The following is a 16,027-nucleotide window of genomic DNA, read 5'->3' on the forward strand; positions in this document are numbered from 1 at the left end:
CATGAGAGCTCGTGTCCTCCTCATTCTGGTGCCTCTGCTTCTCCTTGGAGGGTGCAGGAAGGACGATACCGAGGCCATGCTCGAGCGACTCCTCGTCTTCGAGCCCGAACCTGAGCAGACGAAGCAGGACCCCGAACGTATCGCCGAGCTGAAGGAGGGTATAGAGAAGTACAGGCAGGTGGTCCAGGAGAAGGTCCGTGCCGCAGGACAGCTCGGGGTCTACTACAAGCTCCTGGCCGAGGCCTACATGCAGCAGGGTATGTTCGGTCTCGCGCTCGAGGCCCTTGAAGAGGCGATCACCATCTATCCCGAGAATCCGGTATTGTTTCAGATGGCGGGAATCTGCGCGGGCCGGATGGCGAAGGCCCAGATGGATCCCGTGGAGCGCGATCGGTATCTCCAACTCTCCGAGTCCTACTACCTCAGGGCCCTTGATCTCGACCCCAGGCTCAAGGAGAGCCTCTACGGGATCGCCATCCTCTATGTCTTCGAGATGGGGCGGCCGGAGGATGCGATTCCACATCTCAGGAAGCTCGTGGAAATCGATCCGGGCTGGATGGAGCCGTATTTCGTGCTCGCGAGGGCCTATGTGGAGGTGGGCAGGATAGAGGAGGCCAAGGAGGAGTACCGCTACGTGGTGGAACACGCCCGGGATCGTGAGATCAAGACGAGGGCCCAGGAGCATATCCTCCAGCTCTCAGGAGGCACGGAGTGAAGGTGAATCCGCTCGCCCTTGCAGTGGACCTGCTCCCCGCTCTCTCGGGGAAGGAGAAGGAGAAGGTCTTCGCCTCGCTCTCCTCTGTGGAGGAGTTCGCCCGTCTCACTCAGGGCGAGATAGAGAGGATGATCGGCAGGATCATCCCTCGGGCCCGTCTTTCTCCGGCGGAGGCCCTGAAGGCTGCAGAGAAGGAGGTGCGGCTCTGCGAGGCGAAGGGTATCTCCGTGTGTCGGAGGGGGGAGCGGCTCTATCCTCCCCTGCTTGGAGAGACTTTTGACCCTCCCTTCCTTCTTTACTATATTGGAAATCTGGAGCCAAAGGAACCCCGTTTCTTCGTCTCGGTGGTGGGTACACGGCATCCCACCCTCGAGGGAAGCCGGGCGGCCTATCTTCTCGGGTGTGACGCGGTCCAGGAAGGGGGTGTGGTGGTCTCGGGGCTCGCGAGAGGTATAGACGGTGCAGCCCACAAGGGGGCGGTGGATGCGGGAGGTCCCACGTGGGCGGTGCTCGGATCGGGCCTGTGCGAGCTGTACCCTCGGCATCACCGCCGCCTCGCCATCCGGATCGTAGAGGCGGGAGGAGCCCTGATCTCCGAGTATGCCCCCTCCGTACCGGCACGAAAGCACCACTTCCCGGAGCGGAACAGGATCATCGCGGGATGCACGAGGGGGACCGTGGTGGTGGAGGCACCGGCGCGTTCCGGCGCTCTCATCACCGCCCAGTACGCCCTGGACGAGGGGCGGGATGTCTTCGTCCACGGCGATCTCCTCTCCTCGCCTCAGGGAGAGGGGGTACGGGCCCTCGCCGACTCGGGGGCGAAGGCCGTAGGCGGGATTGCGGACATCCTGGAGGATTGGGGTATCCCTTCGCAGAGGGAGGCCCCGGCCGATGGGGGAGGGGGTTCCCGGACCGAGGACCGGGGACGCCCCGGAGAGACCGTGGCCCGCCTCATGGAGGCGGAACTCGAGGGACACATCCTTCGACACGGTGGATCGATCATAAAGAGGAAGCCATGAAGAAAAAGCGTGACACGAACACCAATCCTTACACCCTCCTCGTGGTGGAGTCTCCTGCAAAGGCGAAGACGATAGAGAAGTATCTGGGGAAGGGATACAAGGTGGAGGCGTCCAAGGGACACCTCATAGACCTGCCGAAGTCACGGCTCGCGGTGGACATAGAGGGCTCGTTCGAACCGGATTACATCGTGGTGAGGGGCAAGGCTCCCATCCTGAAGGCCCTGCAGGAGAAGGCCAACGCCTCCTCCAAGGTCCTCCTCGCCTCGGATAACGACAGGGAAGGGGAGGCCATCGCCTATCACATCAGGGATGCCCTCCTCAAGAAGAATCCGGATCTCGAGATAGGGCGGATCGTGTTCAACGAGATCACCCCCCAGGCGATACGGGAGGCCGTGGAGCACCCCCGGTCCATCGACATCCACAAGGTGGAAGCCCAGAAGGCGAGGCGGGTGCTCGACCGCCTGGTGGGATATCATCTCTCCCCCCTCCTCTGGAAGAAAGTGAAGAACGGCCTCTCCGCCGGGCGCGTCCAGTCGGTGGCCCTCAGGCTCATCTGTGAACGGGAGCGGGAGGTGGAATCCTTCGTCCCGGAGGAATACTGGACCATCGCTGCTCGCGCCGTGGTGGGGCGTTCCTCGCTCGACCTGGAGCTCGTGAGCTACAAAGGTGAGAAGCCCCAGATCAAGACGGAGGAGGAAGCCGGCAAGATCATTGCCCTCCTCCGGGAACACCCCTGCAGGGTGAAGTCTCTCAAGGAGACGTCCCGGCAGGTGCGGCCCAAACCTCCCTTCACCACCTCCCAGCTCCAACAGGTGGCGGCGAATCGCCTCGGTTTCAGCTCACAGAAGACCATGCAGATCGCCCAACGTCTCTACGAAGGTGTGGACCTCGGCGGCACCCGCATCGGTCTCATCACCTACATGAGGACCGACTCCACGAGGGTGGCCGAATCGGCCCTCTCCATGGTGCGGAACTACATCCAGACCCATCATCCGGAGGCCCTTCCCGATGCCCCCGTGCGCTATGCCCGGGGCAAGGGCGCCCAGGATGCCCACGAAGCCATCAGACCCACCGTGGTGGACTACACGCCCGATCACGTGAAACAGCATCTCTCCCGGGACGAGTGGCGCCTCTATTCCATCATCTGGGAACGTTTCGTCGCGTCCCAGATGAAACCCATGGTCACGAAGACCGTCACTGTGGAGTGTGAGGTGGGGGAAGGAGTCCTCAGGGCGAGCGCCACACAGGTGGTGGAGCCGGGCTTCCTCTCCGTGCTTTCGGTCCTCAAACCGAAGGATACCAGCAAGAAGCTCCCTCCGCTCGAGGAGGGACAAGAGCTCACGATCGAGGAGTGGATCCCCTCGCAGCACTTCACCACCGGGCCGAGCAGGTACACCGACGCCACGATCGTGAAGGCCCTCGAGGAGCTGGGGATCGGCAGACCTTCCACCTACGCCCCCACCATCCAGGTGCTCTTCAACCGCTACTATGTGGTGAGGAAGGAGCGGCAGATTGTCCCCACCGAGCTGGGAAAGGTGGTGAACGACATCCTGGTGCAATCGTTCCCCGACATCTTGGACGTGGACTTCACCGCCCGGATGGAGGCCCAGCTCGACGAGATCGAGGAGGGGAAGGTCGAGTGGGTGAGCATGATCCGGGAGTTCTTCGGGCCGTTCAGGGAGAAGGTGGACCATGTGATGGAACACCTCGAGTCGATCAAGGGCACGCTCGAGGAGGAGACCGGGGAGACCTGCGAGAAGTGTGGTCGTCCCATGGTGAAGAAGCTCGGTCGGTTCGGCTACTTCCTCGCCTGTTCCGGGTTCCCCGAGTGCAGGAACGCACGTCCCCTCCCCCTCGCCGACTGCCCCATGCCGGGGTGTGACGGGAAGATCGTGGAGCGGCGGGGAAGGCGGGGGAGACGGAGGGTCTTCTACGGATGTACGCGCTATCCCGAGTGTTCGTTCACCAGCCCCTATCCGCCCAGCGGGACCTCGTGTCCCATGTGCGGCTGGCCGCTCATGGAGAAGACCTCGAAGGAGGGGAGCGTGAAGCTTTGCGTGAATCCCTCGTGCAGCTATCTCCACGAACGGGAGGGGGAGGTGCCGGTGGTGATCGATGGAAGCGACACCTCCGAGCTGGAGATCTCCACCGTGGGGAGCGAGGAATGACCATGGAGGGAGGATCCGTGAGCACACTCCACCAGGAGACACTCATCGATCGGTTTCTCGCCCACCTCTCGCACATGAGGGGACTCTCGGAAGCCACCGTGAGATCGTACCGGAACGACCTGGTGAAGGTGGGGGCCTTCCTGGAGAAGCTGGGAACCGATCTGGTCTCCGCCACGCGCGAGGACATACGCCACTGCGTGGCGGAGTACACGCTCGCCCGCCAGGCCCCTTCCTCCATCAACCGCATGCTCTCCTCGCTCCGCAGCTGGTACCGCTTCCTGAGGAGGGAAGGGGTGAGGATCGACTCGCCCATGGAGGGGATCTCCTCGGTGAAGGCAGGGAAGCGGCTTCCCTCGTTTCTCTTCGAGGACGAGGTGGATCGTCTCCTCGACATAGAGGGGAGCGACTTCGCGAGCCTCAGGGACAGGGCCCTCCTCGAGGTCCTCTATTCCACCGGGTGCCGGGTGCAGGAGCTGGTCTCGCTCACCATAAGTGGTGTGCAGGTCTCCCGGGGGTGGTGTGTGGTGAAGGGGAAGGGCGGCAAGGAACGGCTCCTCTTCCTCGGCTTGGGTGCGCGCAAGGCCCTCGCCGCCTATCTCCCCCTTCGGCAGGCCCTCCTCGAGCGGATGGGGAGACGTGAGGAGGGGGCGCTCTTCGTGAACCAGAAGGGGAGCCCGCTCACGACCAGGGGCGTGGCCTACATCATCGAACGGCGGGCCAGGGAGAAGGGACTGGAGAAGCGCATAAGCCCCCACGTCTTCAGGCACTCGTTCGCCACGCACGTCCTCTCGAGGGGGGCCGACCTCAGGGTGGTGCAGGAGATGTTGGGCCACGCGAGTCTCTCCACCACCCAGGTGTACACGCACTTGAGCCTTCCCGCCCTCAAGCGGATGTACCGGAAGGCGCACCCTCATGCGGAAAGGAGCGATTCATGAGCGAGGTGAAGAGCACCACGGTGATCGCGGTTCGAAGGAACGGCGTGGTGGCCATGGCGGGGGACGGCCAGGTGACCATGGGCACCACCATCATGAAGGGAAACGCTCGCAAGGTGAGGACCCTCTACGACGGGAGGGTCCTGGTGGGGTTCGCCGGTGCCACGGCCGACGCCTTCACCCTCTTCGAGCGGTTCGAGGGCAAGCTCAAGGAGTTCTCGGGGGACGTACTCCGGAGTGCGGTGGCCCTGGCCAAGGACTGGCGTACCGACAGGATGTTGAGGCGACTCGAGGCGTTGCTCCTCGTGGCCGACAGGGAGCGGATGCTCCTCCTCTCGGGCACGGGAGACGTGGTGGAACCTGAAGACGGGGTCCTCGCGATAGGATCGGGAGGGCCGTATGCCCATGCCGCGGCGAAGGCCCTGCTCTCCCATACCGACCTCTCCGCCAGGCGGATCGCCGAGGAGTCCTTGCGGATAGCCGCATCCATCTGCATCTATACCAACGAACAGATCATAGTGGAGGAGCTCTCATGAGTGAAGGGGTGAAGCGGAAGCTGGAGGACCTCACGCCCAGGCAGATCGTGGAGGAACTCGACAAGTACATCGTGGGTCAGGGGCAGGCCAAGAAGGTGGTGGCCATCGCCCTCCGCAACCGGTGGCGCAGGCAGCAGCTTCCCCCCGAGCTGCGGGACGAGATCGCACCCAAGAACATCATCATGATCGGTCCTACGGGCGTGGGGAAGACCGAGATTGCGCGGCGGATCTCCCGCCTCACCGGGGCACCCTTCCTCAAGGTGGAGGCCACGAAGTACACCGAGGTGGGGTACGTGGGTCGCGACGTGGAATCGATGATCAGGGACCTCATGAGCGTGGCGGTGGCCATGGTGAAATCGGAGATGCAGGCGGGAGTCCAGGAAGAGGCGGAACGGAGGGTGGAGGAACGTCTCCTCGACCTGCTCCTCCCCGGGAGCAGGACTGCCACCGGCGAGTCGGGTGTCTCGCCCGGCACGAGGGAACGGTTCAGGGAGATGCTGAAAAAAGGGGAGCTCGACGACCGTATGGTGGAGGTGAGCGTGCGGCGTCCGCTCATGCCCTCCATAGAGGTCTTCTCCGGTACGGGGTTCGAGGAGATAGGTATGAGTCTCGGCGGGCTCGCCAACCTCTTCGGAGGGGAGAAGAGGAAGAGGGTGAAGGTGCGACAGGCGAAGGAGTTGCTTCTCGCCGAGGAAATGGAGCGGCTCATCGACACCGATCAGGTGGCGGAGATCGCCAGACAGCGGGTGGAGCAGATGGGTATCGTCTTCATCGACGAGATCGACAAGATCGCGGTGAAGGAAGGCAAGACGGGTGGTGTGGATGTGTCCCGCGAGGGCGTCCAGCGGGATCTCCTCCCCATCATAGAGGGAGCCAAGGTGAATACGAGATACGGCATCGTGGATACCTCCCACATCCTTTTCATCGCGGCCGGGGCCTTCCACATGAGCAAACCGAGCGATCTTATCCCCGAACTCCAGGGCCGGTTTCCCCTTCGTGTGGAACTCGAGCCCCTGGCACGGGACGAGTTCTTCAAGATCCTCACCCAGCCCCAGAATGCCCTCATCAAACAGTACACCGAACTCCTCAAGACCGAGGGGGTGGAGATCTCTTTCACCCAGGAGGCGCTCGAGGAGATCGCCCGGACCGCCGAGGAGGTGAACACACGTACCGAGAACATAGGAGCCCGCCGGCTGCATACCATCATGGAGGTGGTGCTGGAGGAGGTCTCGTTCGCAGGTCCCGAGATCCAGGGACAGAAGATCACCATCACCGCCGACTATGTGAAAGAACGATTGGCGAAGGTGCTCGTCAATGAAGATATCACACGATACATCCTCTAGGCATGGAGAAATCCGTAATCTCCACGAGGAGGCGGCCGATAGGTAAAGAGAGGGAATCTCTCCAGTTCAGGGAGGCGCAGTGATGTTTATCGGCAACACGTTCGGAAAGACGCTCGATATCCTCCATCGTGAGATGGACGTGAACCTCATACGCCGGCAGATCATCGCGAACAATATCGCTAACGCCGACACCCCCAACTTCAAGCGGAGTGAGCTCAATTTCGAAAGCTCCCTCAAGAAGGCCCTCGAGTCTGAGAAGGTGAGGAAGCTGCCTGCCTTCATCACCGACCCCCGGCACATCCCTTTCAACAGACCGGTGGACTACCGCACGGTGCGGCCGAGGAAGATCCTCGATTTCTGGACGACCAGTAAGAACAACGGCAATAACGTGGACCTGGAGCAGGAGACCATGGACCTCCTCAACAACGAACTGCTCTACAATATGATGGTGCAGACGGTCTCCCACCAGTTCTCCCAGGTCCAGCTGGTGCTCAGGTGAGGAGGTGAGGGATGGGGCTCTTTACACCGATCAACATAGCGGCCACGGGGCTCACGGCCCAGCGTCTCCGGATGGATGTGATCTCCAACAACATCGCGAACGCCACCACCACCCGCACCACCGAAGGGGGCCCCTTCAGACGGAGCAGAGTGGTCTTCAGACCACGGGTGGAGCAGCCCTACTGGCGGAGTCCGTTCCTCCCCAAGCCGCTCGACAACGGTCTCGGCAAGGGGGTGAGGGTGGTGAAGGTGGAGAAGGACTACGACGCGAAGACCAGACTCGTGTACGATCCCACCCATCCGGACGCCATCAAGTCGGGACCGCTCAAGGGCTATGTGGAGTATCCCAACGTGAACATCGTGAACGAGATGGTCGACCTCATCGATGCCTCGAGGGCGTACGAGGCGAACCTGGCCGTCGTGAACGGGTCGAAGACCATGTTCCTGAAAGCCTTGGAGATAGGGAGGTGAGTTAGATGCAGTTCCTGACAGAGACCGCGGCCGTAGGACACAAGATCACCCTTCAGAAGGCTGATCCACGCCACTTCCAGGGCCACAAGCCCGAGGAAAAGCCTGTGGATCCGGACGATTTCTCCCGACTCCTCTTCGAGGCGCTCGACGGAGTGAACAGCCTTCAACAGAAGAGCGCACTCCTCAGCCAGCAGATGATCACGGATCCGGACTCCCTGGACCCGCACGACGTGACCATCGCCATGGCCAAGGCGAATCTCGCCCTCTCCATCACCAAGTCGGTGGTGGACAGGGCCGTACAAGCATACAGGGAGATCCTGTCGTTGCGCTGACGCGGATAGGATCTACCGTACTGGGAGGGGAACATGAATGAGTGGCTCAAGAACGTTCTGGAGCGCGTGAAGAACGCGTGGGGTAAGTGGTCGCTCGTCCAGAAGATCATCTTCATATCGATCGTGGTGGTGCTCGTGGGAAGCCTCGTCTTCCTCGCGAGCCTGAGCGGTGCGCCCTCGATGGTTCCGCTCCTCAACAAGGCCATCACCGATCCACAGGTGCTCGAGGACATCACCACCCGCCTGGAGGAGGAGAACGTCCCCTACCAGGTGACGGCGGACAACCGCATCCTGGTCTCGGACGAGAAGACCGCACGCAGGATGCGGGCCATCCTCGTGCGGGAGGACCTCGTTCCCCGGGGGACCGATCCCTGGGAGCTCTTCGACATCGAGCGGTGGACCATCACCGACTTCGAACGGAACGTGAACCTGCGTAGGGCCATCACCAGGACCGTCGAGGAACACCTCAAGGCCCTGGACGACATCGATGATGCGAGTGTCACCCTGGTGCTGCCCGAGAAGGCCCTCTTCGCCGAGGATCAGGAACCGCCGAGCGCCTCCATCATCATCGTGCCCAAGCCGGGATCGGACATCACCAGTAATCGAAAGAAGATAGAGGGGATCGTGAAGCTGGTTCAGTTCGCCGTGGAGGGCCTCGATCCCGACTACATCACGATCACCGATCAGCGGGGAGTGGTGCTCAACGACTTCGAAGGTATGGAGCAGTTCGATCGTCTCGAACTCGCCCGGAGGCAGCTCAAGACCAAACAGGAACTCGAGAACGAGTACAAGAAGCGGATCCTATCCGCCCTCGGTACGGTCTTCCGCTCGGACAGGGTCGAGATCGTGAACCTGGACATCGAGCTCGACATGAGCGACGTGGAGGTGAAGACCGAGGAGCACTTCCCCATCACGATGAAACCGGACAACCCCAGGACGCCCTACGACGAGAGCGAGGTGGTGCCTTCCATCACCCTCTCCAAGGAGATCCAGGACGAGAAGTTCGAAGGCACGGGCTTCAACCCCGAAGGCCCTCCGGGACAGGAGGGGCAGACACCTCCCGCGTACAAGGATCTCGAAGGCCTGGTAGGAAAGTACTCCCGCAATTCGTTGATACAGAACGAGGTGGTGAATACGAGGAACATCACCGAGCGGAAGGACCCATGGGAGATCAAGCGCATCAGCGTGGCCGTCGCACTCGACGGGGTGTGGAAGTGGGAGTATAATGAGAAGGGGGAGGTGGTCTTCAATCCGGATGGTTCCATCAAGCGGACGTACCTCCCCGTCTCGGACGAGGACCTCAGGAAGGCTGAGGAGCTGATCAAAGGAGCGGTGGGCTACAAGAGGGAACGAGGAGACCTGATCACGGTGCAGCACATCCAGTTCGACAGGACGCTCCAGTTCGCCGAAGAGGATGCGGCCTTCCGGGCGAGACGCCAGCTCGAGCGGACTGTCTTCTATTCCCTCCTGGGTGTGGCCGCTCTTCTCGTGGCGTTCATCATCTTCAGGCTCATCGCGAGGGAGATGGAGAGGCGGCGGCGTCTCAAGGAGGAGGAGCTCGCCCGTCAGCATCAGGCCATGAGGGAGGCCGCCTTGCGGAGCGCGGAGGAAGAGGCGGCGGCCGTGGAGATGTCGGTCGAGGAAAGGGCCAGGATGGAGCTCCAGGAGCAGGCCATCAACATGGCACGGGAGCATCCGGAAGAGGTGGCCCAGCTCATACGAACCTGGTTGATGGAGGAATGACATGGGCAAGACCAAGACCGCAGCGCCCGCTTCCGGGCATCAGGTGAAGAAGCCGGGGGTGAAGAGAGAGCTCACCGGCCGGCAGAAAGCGGCCATCCTCCTGGTGACGCTGGGTTCGGAGCTCTCGGCGGAGATCTTCAAACACCTCAAGGAGGACGAGATAGAGAGCCTCACCTTCGAGATCGCCCGTCTCGAGACGATCGATTCGGAGGAGCGGGACAAGGTCCTCATGGAGTTCCAGGAACTCATGATGGCCCAGGAGTTCATCATCACCGGCGGGGTCGACTACGCCCGCGAACTCCTCGAGAAGGCCCTCGGTACCCAGAAGGCGGTGGACATCATCAACCGGCTCACGAGCAGTCTCCAGGTGCGGCCCTTCGACTTCGTGCGGCGTACCGATCCCACACAGCTCCTCAACTTCATCCAGCAGGAGCACCCGCAGACCATCGCCCTCATCCTCTCCTACCTGGATCCCCAGAAAGCCTCGGTGATCCTCGCGAGCCTCGACCACGACATCCAGGCCGAGGTGGCGAAACGGATCGCCACCATGGACCGCACCTCACCCGAGGTCTTGCGCGAGGTGGAGCGGGTGCTCGAGAAGAAGCTTTCCACCTTGGCCTCCGAGGATTACACCATGGCCGGAGGGGTGGACGCCATCGTGGAGATCCTCAACATGGTGGATCGTTCCACCGAGAAGTCCATCATCGAGTCGCTCGAGGAGGAGGATCCTGAGCTCGCCGAGGAGATCAAGAAGAAGATGTTCGTCTTCGAGGACATCGTGCTCCTGGACGACAGGGCGATCCAGAAGGTGCTCCGCGAGGTGGACACGCAGGAGCTCGCCAAGGCCCTCAAGGCCGTGGATGCCGAGGTGCAGGACAAGATCTTCCGCAACATGTCCAAGCGTGCGGCGACCCTCCTCAAGGAGGACATGGAGTACATGGGGCCGATCCGTATGAGGGACGTCGAGGAGGCCCAGCAGAAGATCGTCTCCATCATCAGGAAACTCGAGGAGCAGGGCGAGATCGTCATCGCGCGCGGCGGTGAGGATGAGATCGTGGTATAGGCCCCTAGACGAGGGAGGACAGACCGGTGGCCAAGTATATCTTCAAGGCAGGGGAGATCACCCCCCTCTCCACGAGGATCGTGCTCCCCTCACCCGAACCGGTACGGCGGGGGACACCTCCTCCGAAACACGCACAGAGAGAGGAGGAGCCGCGTCTCCTTGAGACGGTGGAAGAGATGGAGACGGTGGAGGCGGAGGGAGAGGTGGTCGAGAAGGTGGATCTCGAACACCTGCACCGCCAAGAGGAGGAACTCCGGAAGCAGTGGGAGAAGGAGCGGGAGGCCATCATCTCGGGGGCCAAGGTCGAGGCCGACCGCATCATCAAGGAGGCGGAACAGGTCGCCTTCGAGGAGGTGAAGAAGCGAAACGAGGAGGCTGCCCGGCTCAAGGAAGAGGCCTCGAAGGAGGCCGAGCGTATCGTGACCGAGGCGCAGAAGCGGGTGGAGGACCTGGTTGCAGAGGCCCGGAAGAAGGCCGAGGAGATCGAGCAGGCCGCCTACGACAAGGGGTATGCCGAGGGAAGAGAGGAGGGGTTCCGCAGAGGTAAGGACGAGGTGGATCGTCTCATAGACAGGCTTCATCTGATGATTTCCAAGGTGATCGAGGCGAGGCAACGGGTTCTCGCGGAGTCCGAGGCCCAGATCGTCCAGCTCGTGCTTCTCATCGCCCAGAAGGTGGTGAAGGTGCTCTCGGAGCACCAGAAGAACATCGTGATCAACAACGTGGTCCAGGCCCTCCGCAAGCTCAAGTCCAAGACCGACGTGATCATCCGTGTGAACCTCGAGGACCTCGAGGTCACCTCGGCGCATCTCAAGGAGATCATAGAGAAGATAGAGCACGTGGGCAACGTGACGGTGATGGAAGACCATACGGTGGACAGGGGCGGATGTATCGTCGAGACCGACTTCGGACAGATAGATGCGAGAATCTCCACTCAACTCAAGCAGATAGAGGAGAAGATCCTGGAGACCGTTCCCATCGTCGAGAGGGAACGAATACAGGAGTAGTCCATGTTCGGAAAGTATCTGGCCCTGGTGGAAAAGACCGAGACGGTGAAATGCAGGGGGAGGGTGAAGGCCGTACAGGGTATGAGGATCGAGGGGCAGGGCCCCCTCGCAGTGGTGGGTGAACTCTGCCGCATCCATCCCCCGGACGATCCTGATGCCGGGATATGGGCCGAGGTGATAGGTCTCAAGGGATCGACCGTCTATCTCATGGGATACCAAGACCCTGAGGGGATCCAGGTGGGGGATGTGATAGAGGCGATGGGTGAGCCCCTCTCCATACGGGTCTCCGAAGGTCTTCTCGGCAGGGTACTCGATGCCCGCGGCATGCCCATAGACGACAAGGGGCCCCTCCCTCCAGGGATACGGTATCCGGTGCAGGGGGGACCTCCGCACGTACTCAAGCGCAGACGCATAGAAGAGCAGATCGCCACGGGGATCAGGGCTCTCGACGGCCTCCTCCCCATAGGCAAGGGACAGCGTGTGGGTGTCTTTTCAGGGAGCGGGGTGGGAAAGTCGACCCTTCTGGGGATGGTCGCCCGCAACACCAACGCGGACGTGAACGTGATCGCCCTCATCGGCGAGCGGGGGAGGGAAGTCGCGGAGTTCATAGAGCACGATCTGGGAGAGGAGGGGCTGAAGCGCTCGGTCGTAGTGGTGTCCACTTCCGACACCCCTGCGGTGGCGCGCTATCGAGGGGCGTTCGTGGCGGTCGCCATAGCCGAGTACTTCCGGGATCAGGGGAAGGACGTCATGCTCCTCTTCGACTCCGTCACCCGGTTCGCGAGGGCCCTCAGGGAGATAGGGCTCGCCCTGGGGGAGTCTCCTGCGACGAGGGGCTATCCCCCTTCGGTCTTTTCCACCCTCCCCAAGCTTCTCGAGCGATGTGGAACATCGGAGAAAGGGACCATCACCGGGTTCTTCTCGGTCCTCGTGGAGGGGGACGACATGGACGAGCCCGTGTCCGATGCCGTGCGTGGTATCCTCGACGGCCATGTGGTGCTCTCGAGGAGACTCGCCCAGCGGCAGCACTATCCTGCGATCGACGTCCTCTCATCGGTCTCGCGACTGGCTCCCAAGATCACCACCCCTCCTGTGAGGGAGGCGGCGAGAAGAGTCCTGAGGTGGCTCGCCGCCTATCAGGAGACCGAGGACCTCATCAACGTGGGAGCCTACGCGAGGGGGAGCAACCCGGAGGTGGACAAGGCCATAGAGAAGTTGCCTGATATCAACGCCTTCCTGAGGCAGGAGATCGAGGAGCGGGCCCCTCTCGCCGAGACGATTCACCGCCTGTTTGGGCTTGCGGAGATGGAGACCACGGAGGAGGAATCCGGCGACGATGAGACGGTTTAAGTTCCCTTTCGCCCGCATGCTCAGGTTGAGGGAACATGTGGAAGAGCAGAAGAAGGAAGCGCTCGGGAAGGTGGTACAGGAACGACAGGAGGTGGACCAGGCGATCCGACACGTGGTGGCTGAGTCGGTCAGGGCCCTCCGCCAGGGGAGGGAGGGAGGGACCTTCGATCTGTGGACGATGCAGGCAGCCGCCCTCTACCGGGAGAGGCTCGAGAGAGAGCGGGACGAGCTTCTCGCGAGGAGAGGTCGCCTGGAGGACGAGGAAGCCCGGGCCCGTGAAGAATTCCTCAAGGCTCGGGCCGAGACGCAGGTGTTCGAGCGTCTGAGGGACCGCTGTTTCCAGGCGTACCGGAAGGAGTGGATGAAAGAGGACCAGAAGGCCGTTGACGAAGCGGCAGGGATACAGTATGCCGCCACGCATGTGAGGGAGGATCACGATGCCTGAAAACTATACCCGTGTGGGGCCGGGTCTCCGTATCTTCGCCCTCGTCTTTCTCATCGTGTTGCTCCTCCTGGGAGGAGGGCTCTGGCTCACGTATCTCGGGGTGATAGACGTGAGGGAGCAACTCTCCCCGTTGCTCGATCTCATCGGGGTGAAACGCCCCCAGCCCGCCGCGGCCCTTCCGGGCATCACCCTCCTGGAGAGCGCCCGGATCGAGAAGGAACGGGAGGCCCTCAAACTCAGAGAGGCCGAGCTGGAAGAGTGGGAACGGCGTCTTGGAGAGCGGGAAGCGGAACTCGAGAGCATGTGGGAGGAGCTCCAGGAGAAGCAGAAGGCGTTGGAGGAACAACAAAAATCGTTCAATGAACAGATGAAACAATACGAAAATAAAAGGGCCATCGTACGGCAGACGGCCCAGTACCTCATCAACATGCCGCCCGACCGCGCCGTGGAGATTCTTCTGAATATGGAGGACGATCAGGATGTCATCGATATCCTCTGGATGGTTGACGAAATCGCAGCGGAGACGGGAGAGGATTCGATCGTACCGTACTGGCTTTCTCTCATGCCGGCGGATCGTGCGGCCAGGCTTCAGCGCAAGATGGTGCGGAGGCCCTAGATGAAGGCCTTGATCCTCTCCGAGGTCGACCTCTCCCCTCAGCCCTCCTCCCAGCAGACCAGGACTCCCGGAGGGCCGCGTTCGGATACCTTCGCCCGTATCCTGGAGGAGCACCTTGAGAGGGGGGAAGAGGGGGTGCGGGAGAGCCGGCCGACGGCCTCTTCCGAAGAGGGGGGGGGCGATGAGGTGGATGAGAAATCTCCCTCTGCCGGGGAGATGAAAGCCCGAAGACCGAGGAAGGGAGAGGACCGGGTCCGGAGTGAGGGGAGGGAGGAGCGGATGGGGGAGGATGTCCCGGTGGGCAAGAAAGGGGAGAAGCCCCCTATACGCAAGGATGCGGCGAAAAACCGTGAAGTACCGATGGATCCTCGTTCCACGAAAGGGGAGAAGCCGAAGCAACCCGTGTCCCTTCGTCACAGCGCACTCCTTAAGGATGCCCCCGCTCCAGAGCGAGGTGATGAGAGCCGCAGCGGAGACAAGGGGCGCACGGAGAACACGAAGTCACCGCATGCCGATCGGGTCGCCTCCTCGTTCGTCTCCGTTGGACCAGCATTCGCGGACTCCTCCTCGGACAAGGCGTTGCCCCGATCGAAGGAAGGGGAAGACGTCCGTACCAAAGGGGCCGCCCCTGTGAAGGAGCCTCGGAGCATCAAGCCGATAGTCATAGAGGTGATCCGGGAACGAAGCGTGGCGGGGAAGGCCGAGGGGGAACCTTCCTCGAAAGCGCCTTCGAAGGCTGCACAGGAGGACCTCCGTGCCCTTTCCCGCGAACATCTCCCCTCGGGGGAGGACCCCATCCTCGATCCCCTTGTGTTCAGGGGTAAGGAGGGGGATTTCCAGCAGATCCGGACGCCCCAGAACCCCTCACCTTCCGATCTCTCGATCGTTCAGAGACAACTTCTTTCTTCGCTCAGGGAGGCCGGAAACGACGAGATCGTGCGCCAGGCGAGGCTCGTCCTTCGTGATCAGGAGAAGGGAGACATCCATCTGGTACTCCGACCGCCGAGCCTCGGACGCGTGCGTATTCACGTGGAAGTCACGGAGGGGAGGCTTTCGGGGAGGATCCTGGTGGAGAACATGGTGGTGAAGGAGGCCTTTCAGCAGAACCTCAACGACCTCCTTCAGCACTTCAAGTCCCAAGGCTTCCAGGTGGGGCAGTTTCTCGTGGACGTGGAGGGAGGGAACGGTTCCTTCTCCCCGCAGCGTGACCCGTCTTCCGAGGAGCCGGAAGCCGGGCCCATGAGGGTGGTCGTTCCTCACGGAGTGCTTGAGCATGCGGTACCTGCTGCCGATGAGGTATATGAGACGACGACGATCAACCTTACCGTGTAGGAGACAGGTATGGATATCTCCCTTGTGATGAACGATGTGGAGAAGGCCAAGGTGGCCGCCCAGGTGGACGCCCTCAACAAGTCTCTCGCCGAGGGCAGGCAGGTGAAGCAGGAGCTCGGGAAGGACGATTTTCTCAAGCTGCTCGTTGCACAACTTACCCACCAGGACCCCACCCAGCCTCTCGAGGACAAGGAGTTCATCGCCCAGATGGCCCAGTTCTCCACACTGGAGCAGATGACCAATATGAGCCAGGAGTTCTCGAAACTCGCACTGAGGCTCCAGAGTTCCCAGGCATTTTCTCTCCTGGGGAAGACGGTGGTGATCAAGAACGGGGACGAGGAGATCTCCGGTGTGGTCGAGGAGGTGAGGGGGAGGGAGTTCCCACAGCTCCTGGTGAACGGGAGATATTTCGACATGAATCAGATAGAAAGCGTGAGGATGGAGTAGGAGGTAGACC

Annotated in this window: 17 protein-coding genes; all 17 read left to right on the forward strand. The window is 61.8% G+C overall.

Annotation, left to right across the window (positions count from 1 at the left end; translation table 11 throughout):
* The first annotated feature begins 1 nt into the window (after position 1).
* The 17 genes from SPITH_RS04715 (at position 2) to flgD (ending at position 16,017) form a co-directional block, all read left to right on the forward strand.
* On the forward strand, positions 2 to 715 hold the full coding sequence (locus SPITH_RS04715) for a tetratricopeptide repeat protein (protein ID WP_014624571.1): 714 nt from the start codon (positions 2 to 4) through the stop codon (positions 713 to 715).
* Entirely contained in the window at positions 712 to 1,734 is a 1,023-nt protein-coding gene (gene dprA / locus SPITH_RS04720) for a DNA-processing protein DprA (protein ID WP_014624572.1), read from the forward strand. The genes SPITH_RS04715 and dprA overlap by 4 nt, the downstream gene beginning before the upstream one ends.
* Positions 1,731 to 3,902, forward strand: a complete 2,172-nt coding sequence (gene topA / locus SPITH_RS04725) for a type I DNA topoisomerase (protein WP_014624573.1) — start codon at positions 1,731 to 1,733, stop codon at positions 3,900 to 3,902. Before dprA ends, topA begins: the two co-directional genes overlap by 4 nt.
* 17 nt (positions 3,903 to 3,919) lie before the next feature.
* Positions 3,920 to 4,837: a tyrosine recombinase gene (locus SPITH_RS04730; RefSeq protein WP_245523450.1), complete on the forward strand. Its 918-nt coding sequence runs from the start codon at positions 3,920 to 3,922 to the stop codon at positions 4,835 to 4,837.
* Entirely contained in the window at positions 4,834 to 5,370 is a 537-nt protein-coding gene (hslV, locus tag SPITH_RS04735; protein ID WP_014624575.1) for an ATP-dependent protease subunit HslV, read from the forward strand. Before SPITH_RS04730 ends, hslV begins: the two co-directional genes overlap by 4 nt.
* A complete protein-coding gene (gene hslU / locus SPITH_RS04740; RefSeq protein ID WP_014624576.1) occupies positions 5,367 to 6,713 on the forward strand; it encodes an ATP-dependent protease ATPase subunit HslU in 1,347 nt (448 codons plus the stop codon). The genes hslV and hslU overlap by 4 nt, the downstream gene beginning before the upstream one ends.
* Before the next feature lie 82 nt (positions 6,714 to 6,795).
* On the forward strand, positions 6,796 to 7,212 hold the full coding sequence (flgB, locus tag SPITH_RS04745) for a flagellar basal body rod protein FlgB (protein ID WP_014624577.1): 417 nt from the start codon (positions 6,796 to 6,798) through the stop codon (positions 7,210 to 7,212).
* Between the two features lie 11 nt (positions 7,213 to 7,223).
* On the forward strand, positions 7,224 to 7,682 hold the full coding sequence (gene flgC, locus SPITH_RS04750) for a flagellar basal body rod protein FlgC (RefSeq protein WP_013313696.1): 459 nt from the start codon (positions 7,224 to 7,226) through the stop codon (positions 7,680 to 7,682).
* A gap of 5 nt (positions 7,683 to 7,687) precedes the next feature.
* A complete protein-coding gene (gene fliE, locus SPITH_RS04755) occupies positions 7,688 to 8,014 on the forward strand; it encodes a flagellar hook-basal body complex protein FliE (protein WP_014624578.1) in 327 nt (108 codons plus the stop codon).
* 33 nt (positions 8,015 to 8,047) lie between these two features.
* Positions 8,048 to 9,757 carry a flagellar basal-body MS-ring/collar protein FliF gene (gene fliF / locus SPITH_RS04760; RefSeq protein WP_014624579.1) on the forward strand — a complete coding sequence of 570 codons (1,710 nt, stop codon included), beginning with the start codon at positions 8,048 to 8,050 and terminating at the stop codon, positions 9,755 to 9,757.
* 1 nt (position 9,758) lies between these two features.
* A complete protein-coding gene (fliG, locus tag SPITH_RS04765; protein ID WP_013313699.1) occupies positions 9,759 to 10,820 on the forward strand; it encodes a flagellar motor switch protein FliG in 1,062 nt (353 codons plus the stop codon).
* A gap of 26 nt (positions 10,821 to 10,846) precedes the next feature.
* A complete protein-coding gene (fliH, locus tag SPITH_RS04770) occupies positions 10,847 to 11,827 on the forward strand; it encodes a flagellar assembly protein FliH (protein ID WP_014624580.1) in 981 nt (326 codons plus the stop codon).
* A gap of 3 nt (positions 11,828 to 11,830) precedes the next feature.
* Complete coding sequence (locus tag SPITH_RS04775; RefSeq protein WP_014624581.1) at positions 11,831 to 13,177, forward strand: FliI/YscN family ATPase; 1,347 nt, start codon at positions 11,831 to 11,833, stop codon at positions 13,175 to 13,177.
* Positions 13,164 to 13,622, forward strand: coding sequence for a flagellar export protein FliJ (locus SPITH_RS04780; protein WP_014624582.1), 459 nt, complete (start codon positions 13,164 to 13,166; stop codon positions 13,620 to 13,622). The genes SPITH_RS04775 and SPITH_RS04780 overlap by 14 nt, the downstream gene beginning before the upstream one ends.
* Positions 13,615 to 14,238, forward strand: coding sequence for a periplasmic-type flagellar collar protein FlbB (locus SPITH_RS04785; protein ID WP_014624583.1), 624 nt, complete (start codon positions 13,615 to 13,617; stop codon positions 14,236 to 14,238). The genes SPITH_RS04780 and SPITH_RS04785 overlap by 8 nt, the downstream gene beginning before the upstream one ends.
* The gene (locus tag SPITH_RS04790; RefSeq protein WP_014624584.1) at positions 14,239 to 15,570 is read left to right on the forward strand and encodes a flagellar hook-length control protein FliK; all 1,332 of its coding nucleotides are present in this window, start codon (positions 14,239 to 14,241) and stop codon (positions 15,568 to 15,570) included. It begins immediately after the preceding gene.
* Between the two features lie 9 nt (positions 15,571 to 15,579).
* Positions 15,580 to 16,017 carry a flagellar hook assembly protein FlgD gene (flgD, locus tag SPITH_RS04795; RefSeq protein ID WP_014624585.1) on the forward strand — a complete coding sequence of 146 codons (438 nt, stop codon included), beginning with the start codon at positions 15,580 to 15,582 and terminating at the stop codon, positions 16,015 to 16,017.
* The last annotated feature ends 10 nt before the right edge of the window (positions 16,018 to 16,027 follow it).

The organism is Spirochaeta thermophila DSM 6578 (genome assembly GCF_000184345.1).
Taxonomy (GTDB): Bacteria; Spirochaetota; Spirochaetia; order Winmispirales; family Winmispiraceae; genus Winmispira; species Winmispira thermophila.